The 20946-nt window shown below is 64.4% G+C and carries 20 protein-coding genes and 1 tRNA gene; 12 read left to right on the top strand and 9 right to left on the bottom strand.

The window, feature by feature from the left end:
- Positions 1 to 22 precede the first annotated feature (22 nt).
- Entirely contained in the window at positions 23 to 1006 is a 984-nt protein-coding gene (locus IR187_RS00590) for an agmatine deiminase family protein (protein WP_194952772.1), read from the top strand.
- Positions 1007 to 1013: 7 nt separating this feature from the next.
- Positions 1014 to 1865, top strand: coding sequence for an N-carbamoylputrescine amidase (gene aguB, locus IR187_RS00585; protein WP_194952771.1), 852 nt, complete (start codon positions 1014 to 1016; stop codon positions 1863 to 1865).
- 15 nt (positions 1866 to 1880) lie between these two features.
- Here aguB and IR187_RS00580 read toward each other — a convergent pair whose 3' ends face one another.
- Entirely contained in the window at positions 1881 to 2504 is a 624-nt protein-coding gene (locus tag IR187_RS00580; RefSeq protein WP_194952770.1) for a PilZ domain-containing protein, read from the bottom strand.
- A gap of 418 nt (positions 2505 to 2922) precedes the next feature.
- Positions 2923 to 3007, bottom strand: a tRNA-Leu gene (locus IR187_RS00575).
- A gap of 120 nt (positions 3008 to 3127) precedes the next feature.
- Here IR187_RS00575 and IR187_RS00570 point away from each other — a divergent pair.
- Positions 3128 to 4246: an AI-2E family transporter gene (locus IR187_RS00570; RefSeq protein WP_194952769.1), complete on the top strand. Its 1119-nt coding sequence runs from the start codon at positions 3128 to 3130 to the stop codon at positions 4244 to 4246.
- Positions 4247 to 4376: 130 nt separating this feature from the next.
- Here IR187_RS00570 and IR187_RS00565 read toward each other — a convergent pair whose 3' ends face one another.
- Entirely contained in the window at positions 4377 to 5828 is a 1452-nt protein-coding gene (locus IR187_RS00565; RefSeq protein ID WP_194952768.1) for a coniferyl aldehyde dehydrogenase, read from the bottom strand.
- Between the two features lie 157 nt (positions 5829 to 5985).
- Between IR187_RS00565 and IR187_RS00560 the strand changes: the two genes are divergently transcribed.
- Positions 5986 to 7173: an acetyl-CoA C-acyltransferase gene (locus tag IR187_RS00560; protein WP_194952767.1), complete on the top strand. Its 1188-nt coding sequence runs from the start codon at positions 5986 to 5988 to the stop codon at positions 7171 to 7173.
- A gap of 306 nt (positions 7174 to 7479) precedes the next feature.
- Positions 7480 to 7944 (top strand): hypothetical protein, encoded by a 465-nt coding sequence (locus IR187_RS00555; RefSeq protein WP_194952766.1) that lies wholly within the window; start codon positions 7480 to 7482, stop codon positions 7942 to 7944.
- 60 nt (positions 7945 to 8004) lie between these two features.
- Here IR187_RS00555 and IR187_RS00550 read toward each other — a convergent pair whose 3' ends face one another.
- Positions 8005 to 8463: an SH3 domain-containing protein gene (locus IR187_RS00550; RefSeq protein ID WP_194952765.1), complete on the bottom strand. Its 459-nt coding sequence runs from the start codon at positions 8461 to 8463 to the stop codon at positions 8005 to 8007.
- A gap of 125 nt (positions 8464 to 8588) precedes the next feature.
- Between IR187_RS00550 and IR187_RS00545 the strand changes: the two genes are divergently transcribed.
- On the top strand, positions 8589 to 9587 hold the full coding sequence (locus IR187_RS00545; protein ID WP_194952764.1) for a 2-hydroxyacid dehydrogenase: 999 nt from the start codon (positions 8589 to 8591) through the stop codon (positions 9585 to 9587).
- 117 nt (positions 9588 to 9704) lie between these two features.
- Here IR187_RS00545 and IR187_RS00540 read toward each other — a convergent pair whose 3' ends face one another.
- The 4 genes from IR187_RS00540 to IR187_RS00525 all read right to left on the bottom strand — a co-directional run bounded on the left by IR187_RS00540 (position 9705) and on the right by IR187_RS00525 (position 13600).
- On the bottom strand, positions 9705 to 10007 hold the full coding sequence (locus IR187_RS00540) for a GIY-YIG nuclease family protein (protein WP_194952763.1): 303 nt from the start codon (positions 10005 to 10007) through the stop codon (positions 9705 to 9707).
- A 45-nt stretch (positions 10008 to 10052) separates the two neighbouring features.
- Positions 10053 to 11456 carry an NAD(P)H-dependent flavin oxidoreductase gene (locus IR187_RS00535; protein WP_194952762.1) on the bottom strand — a complete coding sequence of 468 codons (1404 nt, stop codon included), beginning with the start codon at positions 11454 to 11456 and terminating at the stop codon, positions 10053 to 10055.
- Between the two features lie 102 nt (positions 11457 to 11558).
- Positions 11559 to 12692 (bottom strand): glycosyltransferase family 4 protein, encoded by a 1134-nt coding sequence (locus IR187_RS00530; protein ID WP_407699056.1) that lies wholly within the window; start codon positions 12690 to 12692, stop codon positions 11559 to 11561.
- A gap of 5 nt (positions 12693 to 12697) precedes the next feature.
- Positions 12698 to 13600 (bottom strand): alpha/beta fold hydrolase, encoded by a 903-nt coding sequence (locus IR187_RS00525; RefSeq protein WP_228765424.1) that lies wholly within the window; start codon positions 13598 to 13600, stop codon positions 12698 to 12700.
- A 147-nt stretch (positions 13601 to 13747) separates the two neighbouring features.
- On the opposite strand from IR187_RS00525, the gene astD reads away from it, so the two are divergent.
- The 6 genes from astD (at position 13748) to IR187_RS00495 (ending at position 19236) form a co-directional block, all read left to right on the top strand.
- Positions 13748 to 15193, top strand: coding sequence for a succinylglutamate-semialdehyde dehydrogenase (gene astD, locus IR187_RS00520; RefSeq protein ID WP_194952761.1), 1446 nt, complete (start codon positions 13748 to 13750; stop codon positions 15191 to 15193).
- Positions 15194 to 15316: 123 nt separating this feature from the next.
- On the top strand, positions 15317 to 16105 hold the full coding sequence (cobA, locus tag IR187_RS00515) for a uroporphyrinogen-III C-methyltransferase (protein WP_194952760.1): 789 nt from the start codon (positions 15317 to 15319) through the stop codon (positions 16103 to 16105).
- The gene (locus tag IR187_RS00510) at positions 16102 to 16398 is read left to right on the top strand and encodes a DUF2849 domain-containing protein (protein WP_194952759.1); all 297 of its coding nucleotides are present in this window, start codon (positions 16102 to 16104) and stop codon (positions 16396 to 16398) included. The genes cobA and IR187_RS00510 overlap by 4 nt, the downstream gene beginning before the upstream one ends.
- A gap of 1 nt (position 16399) precedes the next feature.
- Positions 16400 to 18031 (top strand): nitrite/sulfite reductase, encoded by a 1632-nt coding sequence (locus IR187_RS00505; RefSeq protein ID WP_194952758.1) that lies wholly within the window; start codon positions 16400 to 16402, stop codon positions 18029 to 18031.
- Entirely contained in the window at positions 18024 to 18437 is a 414-nt protein-coding gene (locus tag IR187_RS00500; RefSeq protein WP_194952757.1) for a DUF934 domain-containing protein, read from the top strand. The genes IR187_RS00505 and IR187_RS00500 overlap by 8 nt, the downstream gene beginning before the upstream one ends.
- Positions 18430 to 19236 (top strand): phosphoadenylyl-sulfate reductase, encoded by an 807-nt coding sequence (locus IR187_RS00495; protein WP_194952756.1) that lies wholly within the window; start codon positions 18430 to 18432, stop codon positions 19234 to 19236. Before IR187_RS00500 ends, IR187_RS00495 begins: the two co-directional genes overlap by 8 nt.
- Before the next feature lie 113 nt (positions 19237 to 19349).
- Here IR187_RS00495 and IR187_RS00490 read toward each other — a convergent pair whose 3' ends face one another.
- A complete protein-coding gene (locus IR187_RS00490) occupies positions 19350 to 20861 on the bottom strand; it encodes a replicative DNA helicase (protein WP_194953018.1) in 1512 nt (503 codons plus the stop codon).
- Between the last annotated feature and the right edge of the window lie 85 nt (positions 20862 to 20946).

Below are 20946 nucleotides of genomic sequence, written 5' to 3'. Positions count from 1 at the left end.
TGCTGAGCAGGATCGAGACCCCATGACCCTGAAAATGCCCGCCGAATGGGCGCCGCACGAGGCGGTGTGGATCGGCTTCCCCCATATTGCCGACGAATGGTCGGGGCAGATCGACGCCGCGCGGCGTGATGTCGCGGCCTTTGCCAACGCCGTGCATGACGGCGGACGCGGCGAGACGGTGCATCTGCTCGTGCGTGATCATGCCAACGCCGACGTTGCCGAGACGCTCGTCGATAAGGGTGTGCAGCTACTCGTCGCTCCCTTCGGCGATATCTGGCTGCGCGACACAGGGCCGATCATCGTCGGCACCGGCACCAGGCGCGAGGCGCGCAATTTCGACTTCAACTGGTGGGGCAACAAGTTCGTGATGCCCGGCGACCGGGAAATCGGCGCGATCCTTGCCGCGCACGCGGACCTGCCGACGCAGCACCTCGATTGGGTGCTCGAAGGCGGCGGCATCGACGTCGACGGCACGGGCCTGTGCGTCACGACCGAGGAGTGCCTGCTCAACGTCAACCGCAATCCAACGCTGACGCGCGAGGACATCGCGGCTCGCCTCCACCAGTCGCTCGGCATCGACCGGCTGCTGTGGCTCGGTGGCGGACTGGCCGGCGACCATACCGACGGCCATGTCGACAATCTCGCGCGCTTCGTCGGCGAAGGGCGCCTCGCGCTGCCCGTCGCGGACGGCAATGACGATCCCAACGCCCACATCTACGCCGACGCCCGCGCCCGCGCCGCAGCATTTGGCGGCATCGACGTGGTCGACCTACCCTCGCCCGGCCGGATCGAGATCGACGGCGAGGTCGCGGCGGCGAGCTATATGAACTTCTATATCGGCAACAGCGTCGTTGTCGTCCCGACCTATGGTGCCCCGAACGATCAGGCGGCGATCGATGCGCTCGCCGCGCTGTTCCCCGATCGCCGTGCGGTGGGCGTCCCCGCGCTCGGCATCATCGGCGGTGGCGGCAGCTTCCATTGCTCCAGTCAGCAGCTTCCGGCATAGCGCATCCATGACCCGCACCATCACCGTCGCCGCATTGCAGCTTCCGCTGCCCGGCCCCGTTCAGCCCAATATCGATGCCGTCGCCGCGCTCGTGGAGGAGGCGGCGGGGAAAGGCGCGCAGGTCATCCTCCCGCCCGAATTGTTCGAAGGCCCGTATTTCTGTCAGGTCGAGGATGAAGCGCTGTTCGCGTCGGCGCGTCCGACCGTCGAGCACCCGAGCGTCGTCGCGATGCAGGCGCTCGCCGCGAAACTGAAGGTCGCGATTCCGACCAGCTTTTTCGAGCGCGAAGGGCATCATTATTACAATACGCTCGCGATGATCGGTCCCGACGGGGCGATCATGGGGACGTACCGCAAAAGCCACATTCCCGATGGTCCAGGCTATGAAGAAAAATATTATTTCCGCCCCGGCAACACCGGCTTCAAGGTGTGGGATGTGTTCGGGGCGCGGATCGGCATCGGCGTCTGCTGGGACCAATGGTATCCCGAATGCGCGCGCGCAATGGCGCTGATGGGTGCCGAATTGCTCTTCTATCCGACCGCGATCGGCAGCGAGCCCTATGACGCCGATCTCGACACCAGCCGGATGTGGCGCCGCGCGATGCAGGGGCATGCGGTGTCGAACTGTATGCCGGTGATCGCCGCCAATCGCATCGGCACCGAGGGCGACGCCCATTTCTATGGGCACAGCTTTATCAGCGACGAATGGGGCGATCTGACCCACGAGTTTGGCGCCAGCGAAACCGGCGTGCTGATCGCAACGATCGACCTCGACCGCGCTGCCAAGCACCGCGCCGGGATGGGATTTTTCCGCGACCGCCGGCCCCAGCTCTACGGACGGCTGGTCGAGGACGTCTGATCCGGCACCGCGGCGTCAGCCCTCGAAGCGACGGATGCTCTCCAGGTCCGCACGGTCGAGCGGCTGCGTCAGCCAAAACCCGCCGCGTTCGCCCCGCGACCAGCGGACGATCGCCCGGCGTTTCACGCCGCCGGCCAGCACCAGATCAAGCTCTTTTCCGACCTCAAAATGCCCGTCGTGGACAAATCCAGCGCCATGTTGCGACAGGTCGACCAGTTCGATCCGGCTCGACCCCTCGTCGGTGACGACCTCTGCCACCGTATGCACCGGCAGGCGCGGTTGGCGATAACCCGTGGCGCGCTGTTCTGCGGCCAATCGCTTGAGCACCTCGGCAACATCGACCTCTTTGTCGAATGCGACGCCGCAGCGTCCGCCCTCTGACCACACGACCTTGCCGCGGATGACGACAGTGTCCGACAGCGCGATTTCCAGCGCCTCGCCGACGCTGATCGGCACGTCGGCGGCAAGCATCATACCGCGATCGGACATGTTGCGAACCCGCCACAGCCCGGCGTCGCCGTTCCGCATCACCTTGGCGATCCGCCAAACGGTACGATATCGGTCGGCGCCGCGGCGGTCCTGACCGATCGCGCCAACACCGTCGTCTTCGGGCTGAACGGAAAAATGTCGCTGCGTCATGCCGCCAGTCCTGTCGAGGCGACGCCGTCATCTGCTGGCCGGTCGTCCCAAAAGTCGCAAAATTTGCACACCAACCCAAGGCTCCAATATCAAAAAAACCGTTGCCATTCAATGCTTCTGCGGCGCGTAGTTAATGTGACCTTGACTATCTGACGCAGAATATCGTTACCTGTATGGCGGCCAGCTCTGAATAAATCTTGCAATTTGCACATTTTAACGACGCCAGTGCGGTGACATTAAGCGCCAGATTGGCGTGTTTTTCGTCCTCATCCGGTCAAGCCATGGGCGCCGTGTTAAGTACGCGGATCCGGGATCGGCTGAATAGGACGGCCGAACTCCTGAAATCGGCGGCGTAGGCAACCAAGCGGGACGGCCAACGCCGTCACTGGCGACGCCGATCAAACATTTCTGTGGATGATGGTGCCCCTGGCCGGACTCGAACCAGCACTCCTTGCGGAACTCGATTTTGAGTCGAGCGCGTCTACCAATTTCACCACAGGGGCCCGTGGGCATCGTCCGATGCGGATGGTGATTCCCCGCTTTCGGTCGCCGCGCGGCAGCCGTTGCCACAGAAAGATGTATTTCGTCTAGTGGATAAGCAGTATCGTGCATAAGACGGTGCCATGACCGACAAGAGCAAGGCAGCCCTCACCCCGCCCGTATCCAGCACCGCTGGCGCCAAGCCCGCCCGCGTCCAGCCACCCACGGCCGCGCCTTTCGGCCCCGGCCGGATCGCGATGGCAGCGCTGATCGTCATTGCGATCGTCGCCGTCGCGTGGCTGGCGATCACCCTCACCCGCTTTTTCATGCTGGTGTTCGCCGCGATCGTGATGGGCGCAATCTTTGACGCCATCGCCAGCTGGCTCGTGCGTCGTACCGGCATGAGGCGGGGCTTCGCGCTTGCAGGCTCGGTGGCCGGGATCATCGCCATCTTTACCGGCGCCTTTGTGCTGTTCGGATCGCAGCTCGCGAATGAGGTGGACACGATCCGCCAGCAGGTGCCGCGCGCCTTACAAGGCGTGGAGGCATTCCTCGACCGTTACGGCCTCGGCGAACGGGTGCGCGACCTCGCCGAAGTCGGCGGCAACGACCTATCGCAGCTTGTGTCGCAAGCGGGCGGCTACGCGCTGGCGGCGGGCAGCGGCATCGCCGATTTCGTGCTGGTGCTGGTCGCCGCGATCTTCCTCGCCAGCGACCCCGCCACCTATCGCCGCGGCCTGTTGCTGCTGATGCCCGCCAAGGCCGAGAAGACCGCTTCGCTGGCGCTCGACGACGCTGCGCGCGGGCTGAAGGGCTGGATGGTCGGACAAGCGGTATCGTCGCTCGTCGTCGCCGCGCTGACCGGCGCCGGGCTGGCGCTGCTCGGCGTGCCCGCCGCGGGCGGGCTGGGGTTGATCGCCGGGCTGCTCGATGTGATCCCGATGATCGGACCCATCATTGCCGGCATCCCCGCAGTGCTGCTCGCCTTCACCGTCTCGCCCGCCACCGCGCTATGGACGCTCGTGCTGTTCCTGGTAATCCAGCAGTTGCAGGGCAATTTCCTGCAACCGATGATCCAGAAACAGGCGGTCGACGTGCCGCCCGCGGTGCTACTGTTCGCGGTGGTCGCGGCGGGGGTGCTGTTCGGCTTCCTCGGCGTGCTGCTGGCGGCGCCGCTGACGGTCGTGGTCTATGTGCTGGTGCAGCGGGTCTATGTGAAGACGTTGCTGGGCAAGGACATCAAGATCGCCGGGGCGGATTGATGCCAACTGCGTAATACCGCGTCATTGCGAGCGAAGCGAAGCAATCTCCAGATATCGCGCTAGCGCATCCCGATGGCTGGGGATTGCCGCGTCGCTTCGCTCCTCGCAATGACGAGACGCGGGATAGTCTCTACTTCTTCAATTCCTTCGCCAGCGTCTTCGCCGTCGCCTTGCCATAGGGCGGCTTGAACCCCGCCAGCCCAGCGACGTCCAGCTTCGGCTGCCGATACACCGCGCGCGCATGGCTAAACGTGCGAAACCCGTCGACGCCGTGGTAATTTCCCATCCCCGACGGCCCGACCCCGCCGAACGGCAGATCCTCCATCGCATTGTGGAACAGGACGTCGTTGACCGTCACCCCGCCCGAGATCGTCCGCGTCAGCACACGGTCCTCCTCGCTCTTGTCCTGCCCGAAATAATAGAGGCCAAGCGGGCGGTCGTTGGCGTTTACATAGTCGATCGCGTCGTCGATCGTCTTGTAGGTCTTGACCGGCAGAATCGGGCCGAAGATTTCCTCCTGCATCACCTTCATGTCGTCGGTGGGATTGCGCACGATGTGGAGCGGCATCTTGTGGCCGTTTGAGCTCGCGAAATCCTCACCGCCCGGATTGACCTCGATCACCTCGGCGCCTTTCTCGCGCGCGTCGGTCAGATAGGATTGCAGGCGGTCGTAATTGCGCGTGTTGACCACCGATGTGTAGTCGTCGTTGGCGAGGAGCGTCGGATAGAGCGCGGTCGCGCCCTTGGTGACGCTGTCGATCACCTCGCCCTCCTGATCCTCGGCGACGAGCAGATAATCGGGGGCAAGGCAGATCTGCCCGGCGTTCATCATCTTGCCCAGCGCAACGCGCTGTCCGACCAGATCCTTGTTCGCGCTGCGCCCGATAAAGGTCGGCGACTTGCCGCCCAACTCCAGCGTCACCGGCACCAGATTATCCGCCGCGGCGCGCATGATGTGGCGCCCGACGCTGGTCGCGCCAGTGAAGATCATATGGTCGAAAGCGAGTTTCGAGAAGGCGACCCCGACGTCGGCGTCGCCGGTGAACACCGCCATTTCGGTCTCGTCGAAATATTCGGGGACCAACCGCGCGATCAGCGCCGACACATTCTCGGTAAATTCCGACGGCTTGATCATCGCGCGGTTGCCCGCGGCGAGGATGCCCGCCATCGGCACAAACACCATTCCGACCGGGAAATTCCACGGCGCGACGACGCCGACGACGCCCTTCGGCTGATAGACTACCTCGGCCTTGGCCCCGAGCAGCCCCAGCGGGAAGGTCGGCTTGCGCTTCTCCCCCTTCGCCCAGCTCGCCATATGCTTTTTGGCATGTTTGAGCGCGCTGACCGACGGCATGATGTCGGTCATCAGCGTCTGTTCGCGGCTGCGATGCCCGAAATCCTCGCTCACCGCCTTGGCGAAATCCTCGGCATGGTCGACGAGCAGCGCGATGGCGCGGTCGATGCGGTCGGTCCGCACCGCAAGACTCTCCGGCATCGCCGCGGTAAAGCTCGCCTTTTGCGCGGCGAGCACTTGGCTCATCCGCTGCGTTTCCCCGGCGATATTGCTTGCGACCGTTGCCATTGCCCGTCTCCCTGATGTGATGGCGCGTGTTTGATCATGAGCCGCGGCGGGTTGCAAGATGAAACCGGCTGCTTATCTCGGTTCAGCCCCTTTCGCAGTTGCAGCATTTCCGCTAATCGGGCGGCCGATCCTGTTTTCCCTTACGGAGTCTTGTCCCATGACCGCCACCGATCCCGTCGTTTTCCTGTCCTATGCCCGCACCCCGATGGGCAGCATGCAGGGCAGCCTGTCGGACGCGAGCGCAACCGATCTGGGCGCGACCGCGGTGAAGGCGGCGGTCGAGCGCGCCGGCGTCGCCGGTGACGATATCGAACGCATCTATATGGGCTGCGTCCTGCCCGCCGGGCTTGGCCAGGCACCGGCGCGGCAGGCTGCGGTCAAGGCGGGCCTGCCCAAGTCGGTGCAGGCGACCACCGTCAACAAGGTGTGCGGTTCGGGCATGCAGACCGTCATCATGGGCGCCGAGGCGCTTGCCGCGGGCAGCGTTGATCTGATCGTCGCGGGCGGCATGGAATCGATGACCAACGCGCCCTATCTGCTCAAAAAGCATCGCGGCGGCGCGCGCATCGGGCACGATACCGCCTATGACCATATGTTTCTCGACGGGCTGGAAGATGCCTATGAGGCGGGCCGCGCGATGGGGACTTTTGCGCAGGATACCGCCGATGCGTACCAGCTGTCGCGTCAGGCGCAGGACGATTACACGCTGACCTCACTGAGCCGGGCCAAGGCCGCGATCACCGACGGTGCCTTCGCCGCCGAAATCGCTCCGGTGACGATTGCGGGCCGCAAGGGCGACATCGTTGTCGATACCGACGAAGCCCCCGGCAAGGCGATGCCCGACAAAATCCCGACGCTGAAGCCCGCCTTTGCCAAGGACGGCACGATCACCGCCGCGACGAGCAGCTCTATTTCGGACGGTGCCGCCGCGGTGGTATTGACCCGCCAGTCGGTCGCCGAGGCGAAGGGCGCAAAGCCCGTCGCCCGCCTCGTCGCGCACGCCGCGCACGCGCAGGAGCCCAAGGATTTCACGATTGCCCCCGTCGGCGCGATCAACAAGGTGCTGGCCAAGGCGGGCTGGACGATCGGCGACGTCGACCTGTTCGAGGTCAATGAAGCGTTCGCTTGCGTCGCAATGTTCGCGATGCACGACCTCGGCATCCCGCACGACAAGATCAACGTCCACGGCGGCGCGACCGCGCTGGGCCATCCGATCGGCGCCAGCGGCACCCGTATCATCACGACGCTGATCGCGGCGCTGCAACGCCATGGTAAGACGCGCGGCATCGCCAGCCTGTGCATCGGCGGCGGCGAAGCTACCGCAGTGGCGGTCGAACTGGTTTAAGCAACTTCGGAGCTGCTGTGCCCCTGCGAAGGCAAGGGCCGTTCTCCTGCCGCTCCGTTTCTACGCGGCGGCGTTCCCGGCACGACAGTTCGGGTGATGGGGCCCTGCCTTCGCATGGGCGCAAGCTGCGTCGGAGGAGTTCCATCGGCATGTTGCACAACGCCACCGCATCACCGCGACAAATTGCGACACTAATGACCTGAAAATAAACGCACCGTTCCGGAACAATTCAAATCGACTCGCGTAAATCCATCCTTGTCATCGGGCAGATCCCCCTCCCCCTGACCGACTGAAAGGAATGGCATTATGAAGAGCAAATTTCTCGCCGCCGGCCTGATCGCCGCGATGATGGTTCCGGCCGCCACGCAGGCGCAGACCCGCGAAATCCGCAAGGATCAGCAGGAATTGAACAAGGCGCAGCGCGATCTTCGCAACGCCCAGCGTCAAGGTGACCGCCGTGACGTGCGCGACGCGCGACGCGACGTTCGCGATGCCCGCCAGGATCTGCGGGAAAGCCAGCGCGACTGGCGCCGCGACACGCGCTACCAGAACTACCGGGCACCGTTCCGTTACCAGCAGTTTGCCGTCGGAGCGACGTTGCGCCCCAATTACTACGCGCCGAACTATCGTCCCGCCTGGGACAGCCGTTGGGGCGTGCCGCGCGCGGGTCGCAACATGACCTATGTCCGGCACTATAACGACTTGCTGCTCGTCAATACGCGCAACGGCAAGGTCATCCGGGTGTATCGCAACCACTTCCGGTGGCGCTGATGACTGATTGAAAAGTGGGGTCGGACGAAAAAGCGTCCGGCCCCTTTTTCATGCAAGTCGTCAATTGCCCCAGATATGATCGGTCTGGATCCAGCCGCGACGGCCCTTGACGTCAAACCGGCACCAGCCCGCCGAACATTCGGTGATTCGCCCGACAACCCCAGGTTCGGCGCGATAGACAACCGGGGCCGCCGGGTCGGGCTGCTCGCGCATCGGCCGAATATCGCCCGTTACGATCGCGGTCCGCGTGCGGCTGAGCAGCCGCGCTGCCATCCAGCCCTGGGTGCCGTCGGGATCCTCGATCTTGCGCCAGTTTTCATGCCGCGCAACGACTTTGACCGGCAAATCCTTGCGCCGATATTCCCAGATGACCGGCACGTCGGGCGACGGCCCCTTGCGCATCCGCGCTTCGTCGACGCTGATCGACGCCCAATAGGGTAATTTCGGGTCGGACTGCGCCGCCGCCGGTCCCACCACGGCGAGGCTGATTGCAATCAGGGCAATTTTTCGGCTGGTCATCCGCGACCCTTGTCAAAATCGCCGCGCTTTATCAACCGGTCGCTGTCCGTGATCGTGCAGCTATGCACCGCCATGCGACCAACAGCCCCTTGACCCCTGCCGCACAGCGCGCTCTATCGGCGGCCATGCCCGATCCCACTCGCCCGAAACGCCCGCGCGTTATCGTCACCCGCCAGCTGATGCCGCACGTCGAGGCGCGCATGGCCGAATTGTTCGACGTCGCGCTGTCGGCACACGATCATGCCTTTACCAAGGACGAGCTGAAGGCCGCGGTCGCCGACTGCGATGTGTTCGTCCCGACCGTCACCGACGAAATCGACGCCGATGTGCTGGCAGCGGCAGGCGAACGGCTGAAACTGATCGCCAATTTCGGCGCCGGGGTCGATCATATCGACCTCGCCGCAGCGCGCGCCAAGGGCATCATGGTGTCGAACACGCCGGGCGTGTTCACCGAAGACACCGCCGACATGACGATGGCGCTGATCCTGTCGGTGCCGCGGCGTCTGGCCGAGGGCGAAAAATTGATGCGGTCGGGTCAATGGGCCGGATGGGCGCCCAGCGCCATGCTGGGCCACCGCGTCGGCGGCAAGCTGCTCGGCATCATCGGCATGGGCCGCATCGGCCTGGCGGTTGCCCGCCGCGCGCGCGCCTTCGGCCTGTCGATTCATTATCACAACCGACGCCGCCTGCCCGAAGCGATCGAGGAGGAGTTGGGCGCGAGCTATCACGCCAGCGTCGATACGCTGCTGCGGATCAGCGACGTCGTGACGATCCACTGCCCGCACACCGCCGAAACGCACGAAATGGTGAACGCTGCCCGCATCGGCGCGATGAAGCCGACGGCGTACCTCATCAACACCGCGCGCGGCGAAATCGTCGACGAAAAGGCGCTGATCGCGGCGCTCCAGACCGGGCGTATCGCCGGGGCGGGGCTGGATGTGTACACCCACGAACCCGCCGTCGATCCGGCGTTGCTGGCGCTCCAGAACGTCGTGTTGCTCCCGCACCTTGGCTCGGCGACGATCGAGGGTCGCGAAGCATCGGGCGAACGCGTCATCGCCAACATCCGTGCCTGGTGCGACGGACATCGCCCACCCGACCAAGTGCTGGAGGGGTGGGCATAACGGATCATCGCGAGCGTGGGCTTACGACCGCTCTGGATTGCTTCGTCGCTGCGCTCCTCGCAATGACGAGGCTGCACAACGCATCGTCATTGCGAGCGTAGCGAAGCAATCCAGAGGTCACTCGCTGCCGTCCAGGATCGTCGGCCACAGATCGACCCAGAGCGGATTGTCAGCTTCGATCAACGCCAGCTTTTTGGCGCGACTGCCGACTTTGATCTGCTTCTCGCGAGCAATCGCCGATTCCATCGTCGCGTGAATCTCGAACCAGACAAGTAGTTTGCACCCGTAGCGGGTCGAGAAACCGCCAAGACCTTCACGATGCTGCCATATCCGTTGCACGAGATGCGCGGTCACTCCCGTATAGAGCGTTCCGTTGCGCCGATTGGCAACAATGTAAACCGCTGGCAGATGTTCGCGCATGGCCGCACCTGGATTGCTTCGCTTCGCTCGCAATGACGAGGTTTATCAGTCCCCCGTCAAAATCCGGTCGACGAGCTGCTTCACCGTCGGGGTGAAGTTGTTCGAATAAAAGGGGTCGGTCTTGAAATTGAATGCGGCGTGGCCCGCAAACATCAGATTTTGCTCGGGATCGCCGCCGTGCGCGATGTCCTGTAGCGTCTTTTGAATGCAGAAGCTGCGCGGATCGGCGAGGTAGCCGGTGGTATAGTCGTCATGGTCCTTCCACGACGAAAAGCCACAATGCGACAGGCACCCCATGCAGTCGGTCTGGTCCTTGCGGATCATCGCCTTGTCCGCCGGGGTGACAAACACCACCGTGTTGTCGGGGGTTTTCAGCGCGTCGGTGTAACCCTCGGCTGCCCAGTCGCGCGCGCGGGCGCGGTCATGCGGGGTGACCCAGAAATTCTTGCCCTTCACCCCGACGTCGAGCTGGACGATATGATCGCCCGCTTCCTGCTTCGAATAAGGGATCTGGCGCTCCGACCGCGCCTCCAGGTCGCGCAGGAACGGGGTCCGAACCGCGCTTGAATAAAAGCCGGTCGGCGAGAAGCGATGGAGCAGCACGTCGCCATCGTCGAGCGTCCGCAGCCGGTCTTTCCACGCCTGCGGGATCGGGCTTTCCTCGGTCAGCAGCGGGCGGGTTCCGAACTGGAACGCAACCTGGCCGAGTTCGGGATTGTCGATCCAGTCGTCCCAGTCGCGCAGATACCAGACGCCACCCGCCATCACGATCGGCACGCTGTCAGGGATCCCTTCCGCCTTCATGACGTCACGTAGCGCCTTGACGCGTGGGTACGGATCCTGCGGCACCAGCGGGTCTTCGGCGTTCGACAGGCCGTTGTGACCGCCCGCGAGCCAGGGATCCTCATAGACCACCGCGCCGAGCAGCTGGGGCACCTTGTGATAGGCGCGTTTCCACAACGCGCGAAAGGCGCGCGCCGAGCTGATGATCGGCAGGTACATGACATTGTGGCGCTCGGCGATTTCGCTGAGTTTGTACGGCATCCCGGCACCGCAGGTGACCCCCGCGATCTTCCCGGGGGTGCGGGCCAGGACGCCTTCCAATATCTGCTGCGCGCCGCCCATTTCCCACAGCACGTTGATGTTGATCGCACCCTTGCCGTCCGCAATTTCATAGGCGCGTTCGACCTGCGCCACCGCGCCTTCGATGCCGTAATGGATCAGTTCCTCGTGCCGCTCCTTGCGCGTCAGCGACTTGTAAACCTGCGGAATGATCTTGCCCTCGGCGTCGTAGCTGTCGGCATTGACCGCCGACACGGTGCCGATCCCGCCCGCCGCGGCCCAGGCGCCGCTCGACATATGATTGGTTGCAGACACGCCCTTGCCGCCCTCGATCAACGGCCAGACTTCACGTCCGCCGTAAAGGATGGGCTTCAATCCTTTGAACATTTTAGATCTCTTTCTCTCCACCGGCCGTCTACGTCGCGGCCAGTCCCCGTTTCCGTTCCGTAAGCGGAAGCGCGCGGCGAAAGTCAATGGTTCCGCGGCTGGCTAGCCAGCAAACAGGCGACGACCGTTGAGCGCCCGAACATAGAGATTTTCATAGGCCGCGACCATCGACGATTCATCAAACCGCTCGACGGCGACGCGCCGGTTCGCGGTGCCGATCCGCGTGCGAAGATCGGAATCGGCGGCAACTTCCGCCAGTGCAGCCCGAAAGCCCGGCTCGTCGCCGACGATAAAGCGTCGGTTATCGGGAGCCACCATCGCGGCAACGTCGCCAACATCGGGACTCACCACCGGCAAGCCCGCCGCCATCGCCTCGATCACCGCGATCGGCGCCTGCTCGCTCTGCGACGACAGCGCCAGCAGGTCGAAATGACCGATCCAGCGCGCCGGTTCGGCCATAAAGCCCGGCAGAACCAACCGGTCGGAAATCCCGACCGCCGCGGCCTCGGCAGCGATCGCGTCCCGCTCCGGCCCCGCACCGACAATCGCCAGCCTGATATGCGTGGGCAAAGCAGCAACCGCCCTGACAAGCCGCGGTAGATCCTTGACCATGCGCAGTCCCGCGACCGTCCCGATCACGACCTCGTCCGCCCGCCTGTCCAGCCCCGGTATCGCGACTGAAGGCGCGGCCCCATAAGCTGCGGTGTCGATTCCGTTGCGGATGAGAATCGTCCGCTGCCGCGCCCGCCACTCATCGGCGGCGATCCGTTCAAGCAGGGTTGACGGCACCACCAGCGCCTCCGCCGTCGGCAGCGCGAGGCGGCGAAAGGCGCTCCGTTTCCAGTTGCGGCGGACGCTCTCATCCTCGTTGAAACCATCCTCATGATGGATCAGCGGCGGCAGGTCACGGAACGGGGCAAAGACGCGATGCGCCATCACCCCGTCCATCGCCCCCCAATTGTACGTGAGCACCAGATCAAACTGCTGCATGTAAAGCGCCAGATCGCGATAGCGCGCCAGCCCCGGCTTGCCGTGCAGCGGTGGCGCGTCCTTTGGAAAATCGACGTCGATCGCGGGATCGATGGCATCGCGCGCGCCCATCGCCTCGGGCACCGCCGACAGGATCGTGTGCCGCGCGCGCGGCCCCATCAGGTTCATCAGCCGGACCGCCCGCGCCTCCTTCCCGCCCAGCGAAAAGCTGGAATGCAGGTGCAGCAGACGGACGGGAGTATTCACATCGCTCACGCGGTCGGCAATTCCGCCAGCCAGGCATCGATCGCGGTAATCGCTTCGGGTTCGTCCAGCGTCGGCGCATGGCCGACCCCCGGCACCTCGACCAGCCGCGCCTGCGGCAGTTCCGCAACCATCTTTTCGCCGGCCGCCCGCGCCAAAATGTCTGACAGCTCGCCGCGCAGGATCAGCAAGGGCACACTTCCGAGCGCGCGGTAAACCGGCCACATGTCGAACGCCGCCTCGCCGCCGGTCACGCGCAGCGGGGCGGCGATCTGCTTGTCATAATCGGTGACAATCCGTCCCCCGGGGGTCAGTCGGTGGGTCCGTTTGGTCAGCCGCAGCCAGTCGTGGATGTCATAATGCGGATATATCGCGCCGTTCAATTCGGCAAAGGCACGCGCCGCGTGTATCCACGTCGGCTGGCTGCCCCCCGCTCCGATATAATCGCGGATGCGATCGAGCCCGCTGGTCTGAAGCTCGGGACCGACGTCGTTGAGGACAGCGCCGACGAGTCGGCCCGGCAGCGTCGCCGCCAGCAGCATCGACACCAGCCCGCCCAGCGAGGTGCCGATGGTCGCGAAACGATCAATGCCGAGGTCATCGAGCAGCGCGATGACATCCTGAACATAGGTCAGCGGGACATATGTCATCGGATCCTTGGCATAAGCGCTGTCGCCGCGGCCGCGGAATTCGATGGCGATAGTGTGGCGCTGCTGCGCGACATGCGGCGCCAGCGCCTCGAAATCGCGTGCGTTGCGCGCCAGCCCCGGCATGCACAGCACCGGCGGTTTGGTTCCACTGCCTTCCGGCCCGGCATAAACGCGCGCGTGCAATCGCACCCCGTCGCCGGACCACCAATAATGGTCCGACCAGTCGCGGCGCGCCTCCTGCTTTGCTTCCAGCTTGGCCAAAATGGTCGATCCCCTTGGTTCGCGTCCCGGCGCCCGGGATCGGGTAACGTCTATCGCCAACCGCGCCGCGCGGTGCAAGCCATCCGTCACGTTGCGGCTTGGCACAGGTTGCCGCCACCGGCATTCGCCGATAAGACCGGCACGACCATGAGCGAGACCCTGCTTTCCTTCGAACCCGCAACCGGCGAGGAGCTGTGGCGCGGCACGGTCAGCAATGTCGACGAAGAGGTTGCCGTCGCGCGGCGCGCCTGGCCCGAATGGGCGGCGAAACCCGTCACCTTTCGCACCGAAACGTTGCGCCGCTTTACCGACAGGGTCAAAGCCGAAGGTGAAGTGCTCGCCGATCTGATCGCGCGCGAAACGGGCAAGCCTTTGTGGGAAGCGCGCACCGAGGTCGAATCGGTCGCGAACAAGGTCGACATTTCGGTAAAAGCCTATGGCGAACGCACCCCGAACCGGCGGATCGAGGGCGCGATGGGGCTCCGCAATGCGGTACGTCACAAACCGCACGGCGCGCTGGCGGTGCTCGGTCCCTATAATTTCCCGGCGCATCTGCCAAACGGCCATATCGTTCCGGCGTTGATCGCGGGCAATTCGGTGCTGTTCAAACCGTCCGAAAAGACCCCCGCGGTCGGCGCGAAGCTGGTCGAACTATATCATGAGGCGGGCGTCCCGCAGGACGTGCTGCGCCTGATCGTCGGTGGTCCCGACACCGGCAAGGCGCTGGCCGGGCATGAAGGAATCGACGGCCTGCTGTTCACGGGTTCTGCGCGCACCGGGCTCGCGCTCAACCGCCAGTTCGCCGACCAGCCGGGCAAGATGCTGGCGCTCGAAATGGGCGGCAACAATCCGATCGTCGTGTGGGACACGGCTGACATTCGCACCGCCGCGATCATCGTTGTCCAGTCGGCGTTCCTCAGCGCCGGCCAGCGGTGCAGCAACGCGCGGCGGCTGATCGTGCGCGACAGGCTGGCCGATGCGTTGATAGAGGAGGTCAAGGCGCTGGCCAACCGGCTGATCGTCGACCATCCGCATGCCGATCCGGCGCCCTATATGGGGCCGGTGATCGACAATGAGGCCGCAGACGGCCTGACCGAAAGCTTCCTCATTCTGATGTCGAACGGCGGTCAGGTGATCCGCCATATGACGCGTCCGGTGGCAGGGCGCCCGTTCCTCACCCCGGGCATCATCGACGTGACGTCGATGCCCGAACGCCCCGATATCGAGCTGTTCGGCCCGTTGCTGCAAGTGATCCGCGTCGCGACCTTCGAGGCCGCGATTGCCGAAGCAAACAACACCGCGTTCGGCCTGTCGGCGTCGCTGGTGGGCGGGACGCCGCAGCTGTACGACCAATTCTGGGCCAATGCCCGTGCCGGGGTGATCAACTGGAACCGCCCGACCAACGGCGCGTCGTCTGTCGCACCTTTTGGCGGCATCGGCCTGTCGGGCAACCATCGACCCAGCGCCTTCTACGCCGCCGATTATTGCGCTTATCCGGTCGCGAGCGCAGAAAGCGACGCGCTGCGCGCTTCGATAGGGGTTGGGTTGCGCGATCCCGAGGGGTCGCGATTGATCCCTAAGAATTACAACTAGCGCCTCGTCATTGCGAGCGAAGCGAAGCAATGACGAGTGGAAGAATGTCGGCGCAATTTTACCTTCATCAGCGTCAATAAAGCCTGCTTTGCCATTCGGCGGCCGCGCCATCATCTATCGTGCATGGAAAAGACTCCCTCTACCTCGGGCAAATTGTGGCTCGTTGGCGCCGGTCCCGGCGACCCCGACCTGCTGACCCTGCGCGCCGCGCGGCTGCTCGAAACCGCCGATCTGGTCGTCCATGACGGGCTGGTCGGCGACGGCGTGCTCGCGCTGATCCCGCCGCATGTCGAGCGGATCAGCGTCGCCAAGCAGCGCAGTCGCCATACGATGAAGCAGGAGCTGATCAACGAACTGCTCGTCCGTGAGGCGCAGGCGGGCAAGCAGGTGGTGCGGCTGAAGGGCGGCGATCCGTTTATTTTCGGGCGCGGCGGCGAGGAACTCGACGCGGCGCGCGAAGCGGGCATCGTCTGCGAAGTTGTCCCCGGCATCACCGCTGCAGCAGGCTGCGCAGCACAGGCAGGCCTCCCCCTCACCCACCGCGAAGACGCGAGCGCGGTCAGCTTCGTCGCTGGTCAGTGCAAGGATCTGTCCGATCAGGACTGGTCGGGCCTCGCGGGCCATGGCCGCACCCTCGTCATCTATATGGGCATCGCCACCGCGACCGCGATCGCCGACAAGCTGATCGCCAACGGCGTGTCGCCCGACCTGCCCGTCGCGGTGATCGAGCGCGGTACCACCGCCGACGCGCGCGTCCTGCGCACGCTGCTCGCTGATCTGGGCGATCTCGTCGCGCGCAAAGTGGTGAAGAGCCCGGCGCTGATCATCGTCGGCAAGGTTGCCGCGCGCGCCGATGCGCTCGACTGTCTCGGCGCGCCTGGGGTTGCCGAAAAATTGGGGAATTTTGCATGAAACTGTTGACCGGCAACGATCTGAAAACAGGATTTGTCACCTGGTGGACCGGCGCCGACTGGTCGCTGCACATCGAGGACGCTGCCGACGTCGGCGAACAGGGCGAGGCGATCCTTGCGGTCGAGGAAGCCGCGCGCCGCGTCAACGCACCCTATATCATCGCGGGTGAGCAAACCGCCGACGGCCCGCGCCCCGCGCATATCAAGGACCGCATCCGCGCCCTCGGCCCGACCGTGCGCCCCGACCTGACACTGAAACCCGCCGATCCCGCGGCCGGCGACTGGGTGATCTAACATGTATAAATATGACGAATATGACCATGCGATGGTCGCCGCCCGCGTCGCCGAATTTTCGGATCAGGTGAAGCGCCGCCTGGCGGGCGAAATCACCGAGGATCAGTTCAAGCCGCTGCGGCTGATGAACGGCCTCTATCTTCAGCTCCACGCCTATATGCTGCGCGTCGCGGTGCCCTATGGCACGCTCGACAGCCGCCAGATGCGGATGCTGGCGCATATCGCGCGCAAATATGACCGCGATTACGGCCATTTCACCACCCGCCAGAATATCCAGTATAACTGGATAAAGCTGGAGGATGCCCCCGCGATCCTCGCCGATCTGGCGTCGGTCGAGATGCACGCGATCCAGACGAGCGGCAATTGCATCCGCAACATCAGTTCCGACCAGTGGGCGGGCGCCGCCGCCGACGAGATCACCGATCCGCGCCCGTGGGCCGAGCTGCTGCGCCAATGGTCGAGCTTCCACCCCGAATTCAGCTATTTGCCACGCAAGTTTAAAATTGCGGTGATCGCGGCCGAGGAAGATCGCGCCGCGATGCGTCTCCACGACATCGGCATCCAGATTGTCGAGAAGGACGGCGCCCACGGCGCCGCTTTCTATGTCGGCGGCGGCATGGGCCGCACCCCGATGATCGCGCCGCTGATCAAGGATTTTGTGCCGCTCGACGACCTGCTCAGCTACACCGAGGCGTGCCTGCGCGTGTACAACCGCTACGGCCGGCGCGACAATATCTACAAGGCGCGGATCAAGATCCTGATCCACGAGCTGGGCGCCGACGAATATCGCCGTCAGGTCGAGGAAGAATTCTCGCATGTGAAGTCGCTCGGCATCGATCCGCCGAAGGCCGAATTCGACCGCATCGCGGCGCAGTTTGCGATGCCGCCGCTTGATGCCTCGGCGCCCGACGCGATCGACCGCAGCGATCCCGATTTCGCGGTCTGGGTCGACCAGAATGTCGCCGCGCACAAGGTGCCCGGCCATGCGATCGTCAATATCAGCCTGAAGCCCGTCGGCGGCATCCCCGGCGATGCGTCGTCGGCGCAGATCGACGTCATGGCCGATTTGGCCGAACGCTACAGCCACGACGAACTGCGCGTTACCCACGCGCAGAACATCGTGCTGCCGCATGTCCGCAAGGCCGACCTGTACGCGATCTGGCAGGCGCTCGACGCCGCGGGCCTCGCGACGCCGAACCTCGACCTGATCAGCGACATAATCGCCTGCCCCGGTCTCGATTATTGCAGCCTCGCCAACGCGCGCTCGATCCCGGTCGCGCAGAAGATCGCGACGCGCTTCTCGGACCTCGGCCGTCAGAAGGAACTGGGCGAGCTCAAGCTCAAGATTTCAGGCTGCATCAACGCGTGCGGGCATCACCATGCCGGTCACATCGGCATCCTTGGCGTCGACCGCAAAGGCACCGAAAATTACCAGCTTCTGCTCGGCGGATCGGGTGCCGAAGATGTGTCGCTCGGCACGATCACCGGCCCCGGCTTCGACGAAGACGGCATTGTCGACGCGATCGAGCGCGTCACCGACAAATATCTCGCCGAACGGTCGGAGGGAGAGCGTTTCGTCGACACTTTCCGCCGCGTCGGCATGGCCCCCTTTAAGGAGGCGATCTATGGTTGAACATATTCACTCGGACGGCGAGGAACCCTGCGTCACGCTCGACGCCTTCCTCGAACAGTCGAACGCGACCGCGGTGCGGCTCGAATCCGATGAAGACGCCCGCGCGCTGATCCCCTTTCTCGACCGGCTCAAGCTGATCGAGGTCGCGTTCCCGAAGTTCCGCGACGGCCGCGGCTATTCGTCGGCGCGCATCCTTCGCGAGGCGGGTTTCACGGGCGAGTTGCGCGCACAGGGCGACGTGCTGGTCGACCAGATCGCCTATATGAAGCGCTGCGGCTTCGACAGCTTTGCGCCCGAAAAATCTCTCAATCCCGCCGATGTCGAGGCGGCGCTGACGCGCTGGCCCGAACATTATCAGACCGCCGCCGACGGCGCGGTGCCGATATGGAAGCTGAGGCATGGCTGACGTGAAACACGTTCTCCCCAAAGCCGGCGAAGACCGTAGCCGCGACCGCATCGACGTCGCGCCGCGTTTCACGCAGGCGGACGTCATCCGCCTCAACAATTTGTTCCGCGGCCAGGATGCGGCCGAGGTCGTCGCAAGCGTGATCGGCGCGGGGCTGCTCGGCGAGACGGCGGTCGTGTCGAGCTTTGGCGCCGAAAGCGCGGTGTTGCTCCATCTCGTCGCCCAGGTGGCGCCCGACATGCCGGTGCTGTTCCTCGATACCGGCAAGCATTTCCCCGAAACTTTGGCCTATCGCGACGAACTGGCGGCGCGGCTGAAGCTCAATATCGTCAACCTGACCCCCGATCCCGACGATCTGGCGAAGAAGGATGCGACCGAGCTGCGCTGGTCCTACGATCCCGACGGTTGCTGCGAAATCCGCAAGGTGAAGCCGCTCGAAAAGGCGCTGACCGATTTCGACACGTCGATCACCGGGCGCAAGGGGTTCCAGTCGGCGACGCGGCAGGGACTGCCGCGCTTCGAACTCGACGGCAACACCGGCCGCCTGAAATTCAACCCGCTCGCCAATTGGACGCGCGCAATGCTCGACGATTATTTCGCGGCGCACGACCTGCCGCGGCATCCGCTCGAAGCCGAGGGCTACCCGTCGATCGGCTGCTCGCCCTGCACGTCGAAGGTGAAACCCGGCGAAGACCCGCGATCGGGCCGCTGGCGCGGCTGGGACAAGACCGAATGCGGTATCCATGAAGCCGTGGCGTCGCCGATCGACGACGACCCGGCGAACGACCCGGCGTTTTGACAACCTCGTCATTGCGAGGAGCCGAGGGCGACGCGGCAATCCAGAGCCTGCGTAAACCGCTCTGGATTGCTTCGCTTCGCTCGCAATGACAGACTCCAGCGGCCGGTTACGCGCTATTCATAATCGTCATACGCCTGGCTGTCGTCGGCCAGGTCGCTGAACTTGGTCGTCTTCGCCTCGAAGTGCAGGCGGATCTTGCCGGTGGAGCCGTGACGCGATTTGGCGACGATCACTTCGGCGAGGCCGAAGACGCGCTCCATTTCGGCCGCCCATTCCTCGTGCTGTGCATGAATTTTGACATCGTCACCCTCGATCGGGCGTTTGGGCTCGCGCGCCGCGACATAATAATCCTCGCGGAAAACGAACAGCACCATGTCGGCGTCCTGTTCGATCGAGCCCGATTCGCGCAGGTCGGACAGTTGCGGGCGCTTGTCCTCGCGGCTTTCGACCTGGCGACTGAGCTGCGACAGCGCCATCACCGGGACGTTCAATTCTTTGGCCAGCGTCTTCAAACCACGCGAAATTTCGGAAATTTCCTGCACCCGGTTGTCGCCGCTGCGCGACGACCCCTGCAACAATTGCAGATAGTCGACGATGATGAAGCCGATGCCGTGGCGCCGCTGGAGCCGCCGCGCGCGCGTTCGCAGCCCGGCGATCGTCAGTCCGGGCGTGTCGTCGATGTATAGCGGCAGCGTCTGGAGCTGCTGCGCGGCGCGGCTCAGCTGCTGGAACTGCTCCTTGCTGATCTTGCCCATGCGCAGCGCCTCGCCCGACACCCCCGATTGTTCGGCAAGCACGCGCGTCGCCAGCTGGTCCGCCGACATTTCGAGGCTGAAAAAGGCGACCTTGGCGCCCATATTCTTTTCGGGCGGAATCCCGTCATCCTCGTCGCGGCGCCAGCGTTCGGCCGCGTTATAGGCGATGTTGGTCGCGAGCGAGGTCTTGCCCATGCCGGGACGTCCGGCGAGGATCATCAAGTCCGAATTGTGCATGCCGCCGATCTTGGCGTTCATGCTCGAAATGCCAGTGGTGATCCCCGACAGATGGCCGCCCGAATTGAGCGCGCGTTCGGCGGCTTGCAGCGCGGTGAGGCTCGCCTGGTTGAAGCTTTTGACCGACCCCATCTCGGCCTCGCCGCCCGCGACGCGATACAGCGCGGTTTCGGCCTCCTCGATCTGCGCCTGCGGATCGACGCGCTCGCTGGTGTCGAGGGCGCTTTCGACCAGCGTCCGCCCCACGCCCGCCAGTTCGCGGAGCAACGCCAGGTCGTAAATCTGCTTGGCAAAGTCGCGCGCGCCGATCAGGCCGGCGCCGCTGCCCGTGAGCTGCGCCAGATAGCCGACCCCGCCAACCGCCTTCATCGCCTCGTCGGCTTCGAAATAGGGCTTCAACGTCACCGGCGTCGCGATGCTGTTGCGCTCGATGAGAGCCATCGTCTGCTGAAAGATGCGCCCGTGCAGCGCTTCGAAGAAATGATCTGGGCTCAGCTGGACCGGCAGATCCTCGACGACTCGGTTGTCGATCAGGATCGCACCCAGAAACGCCGCCTCGGCCTCGATATTGCGGGGCAATTGGCGTTCATCCCCAGTCCTTGCCGGGGTCGGGATCAGGGCGAGTTCGGGCATAGCGATCTTCATGGGCGAGCGCCCGACAGGGTGCAACCGGCGATGTCCGCCAGCCTATCATAACTGTGGAATGCTGTGAATAAGT

The organism is Sphingopyxis solisilvae (genome assembly GCF_015475875.1).
In the GTDB taxonomy this organism is placed as follows: Bacteria; Pseudomonadota; Alphaproteobacteria; order Sphingomonadales; family Sphingomonadaceae; genus Sphingopyxis; species Sphingopyxis solisilvae.
Note: the sequence above shows the minus strand (reverse complement) of the source record. Positions and strands in the feature narration are given on the sequence as shown.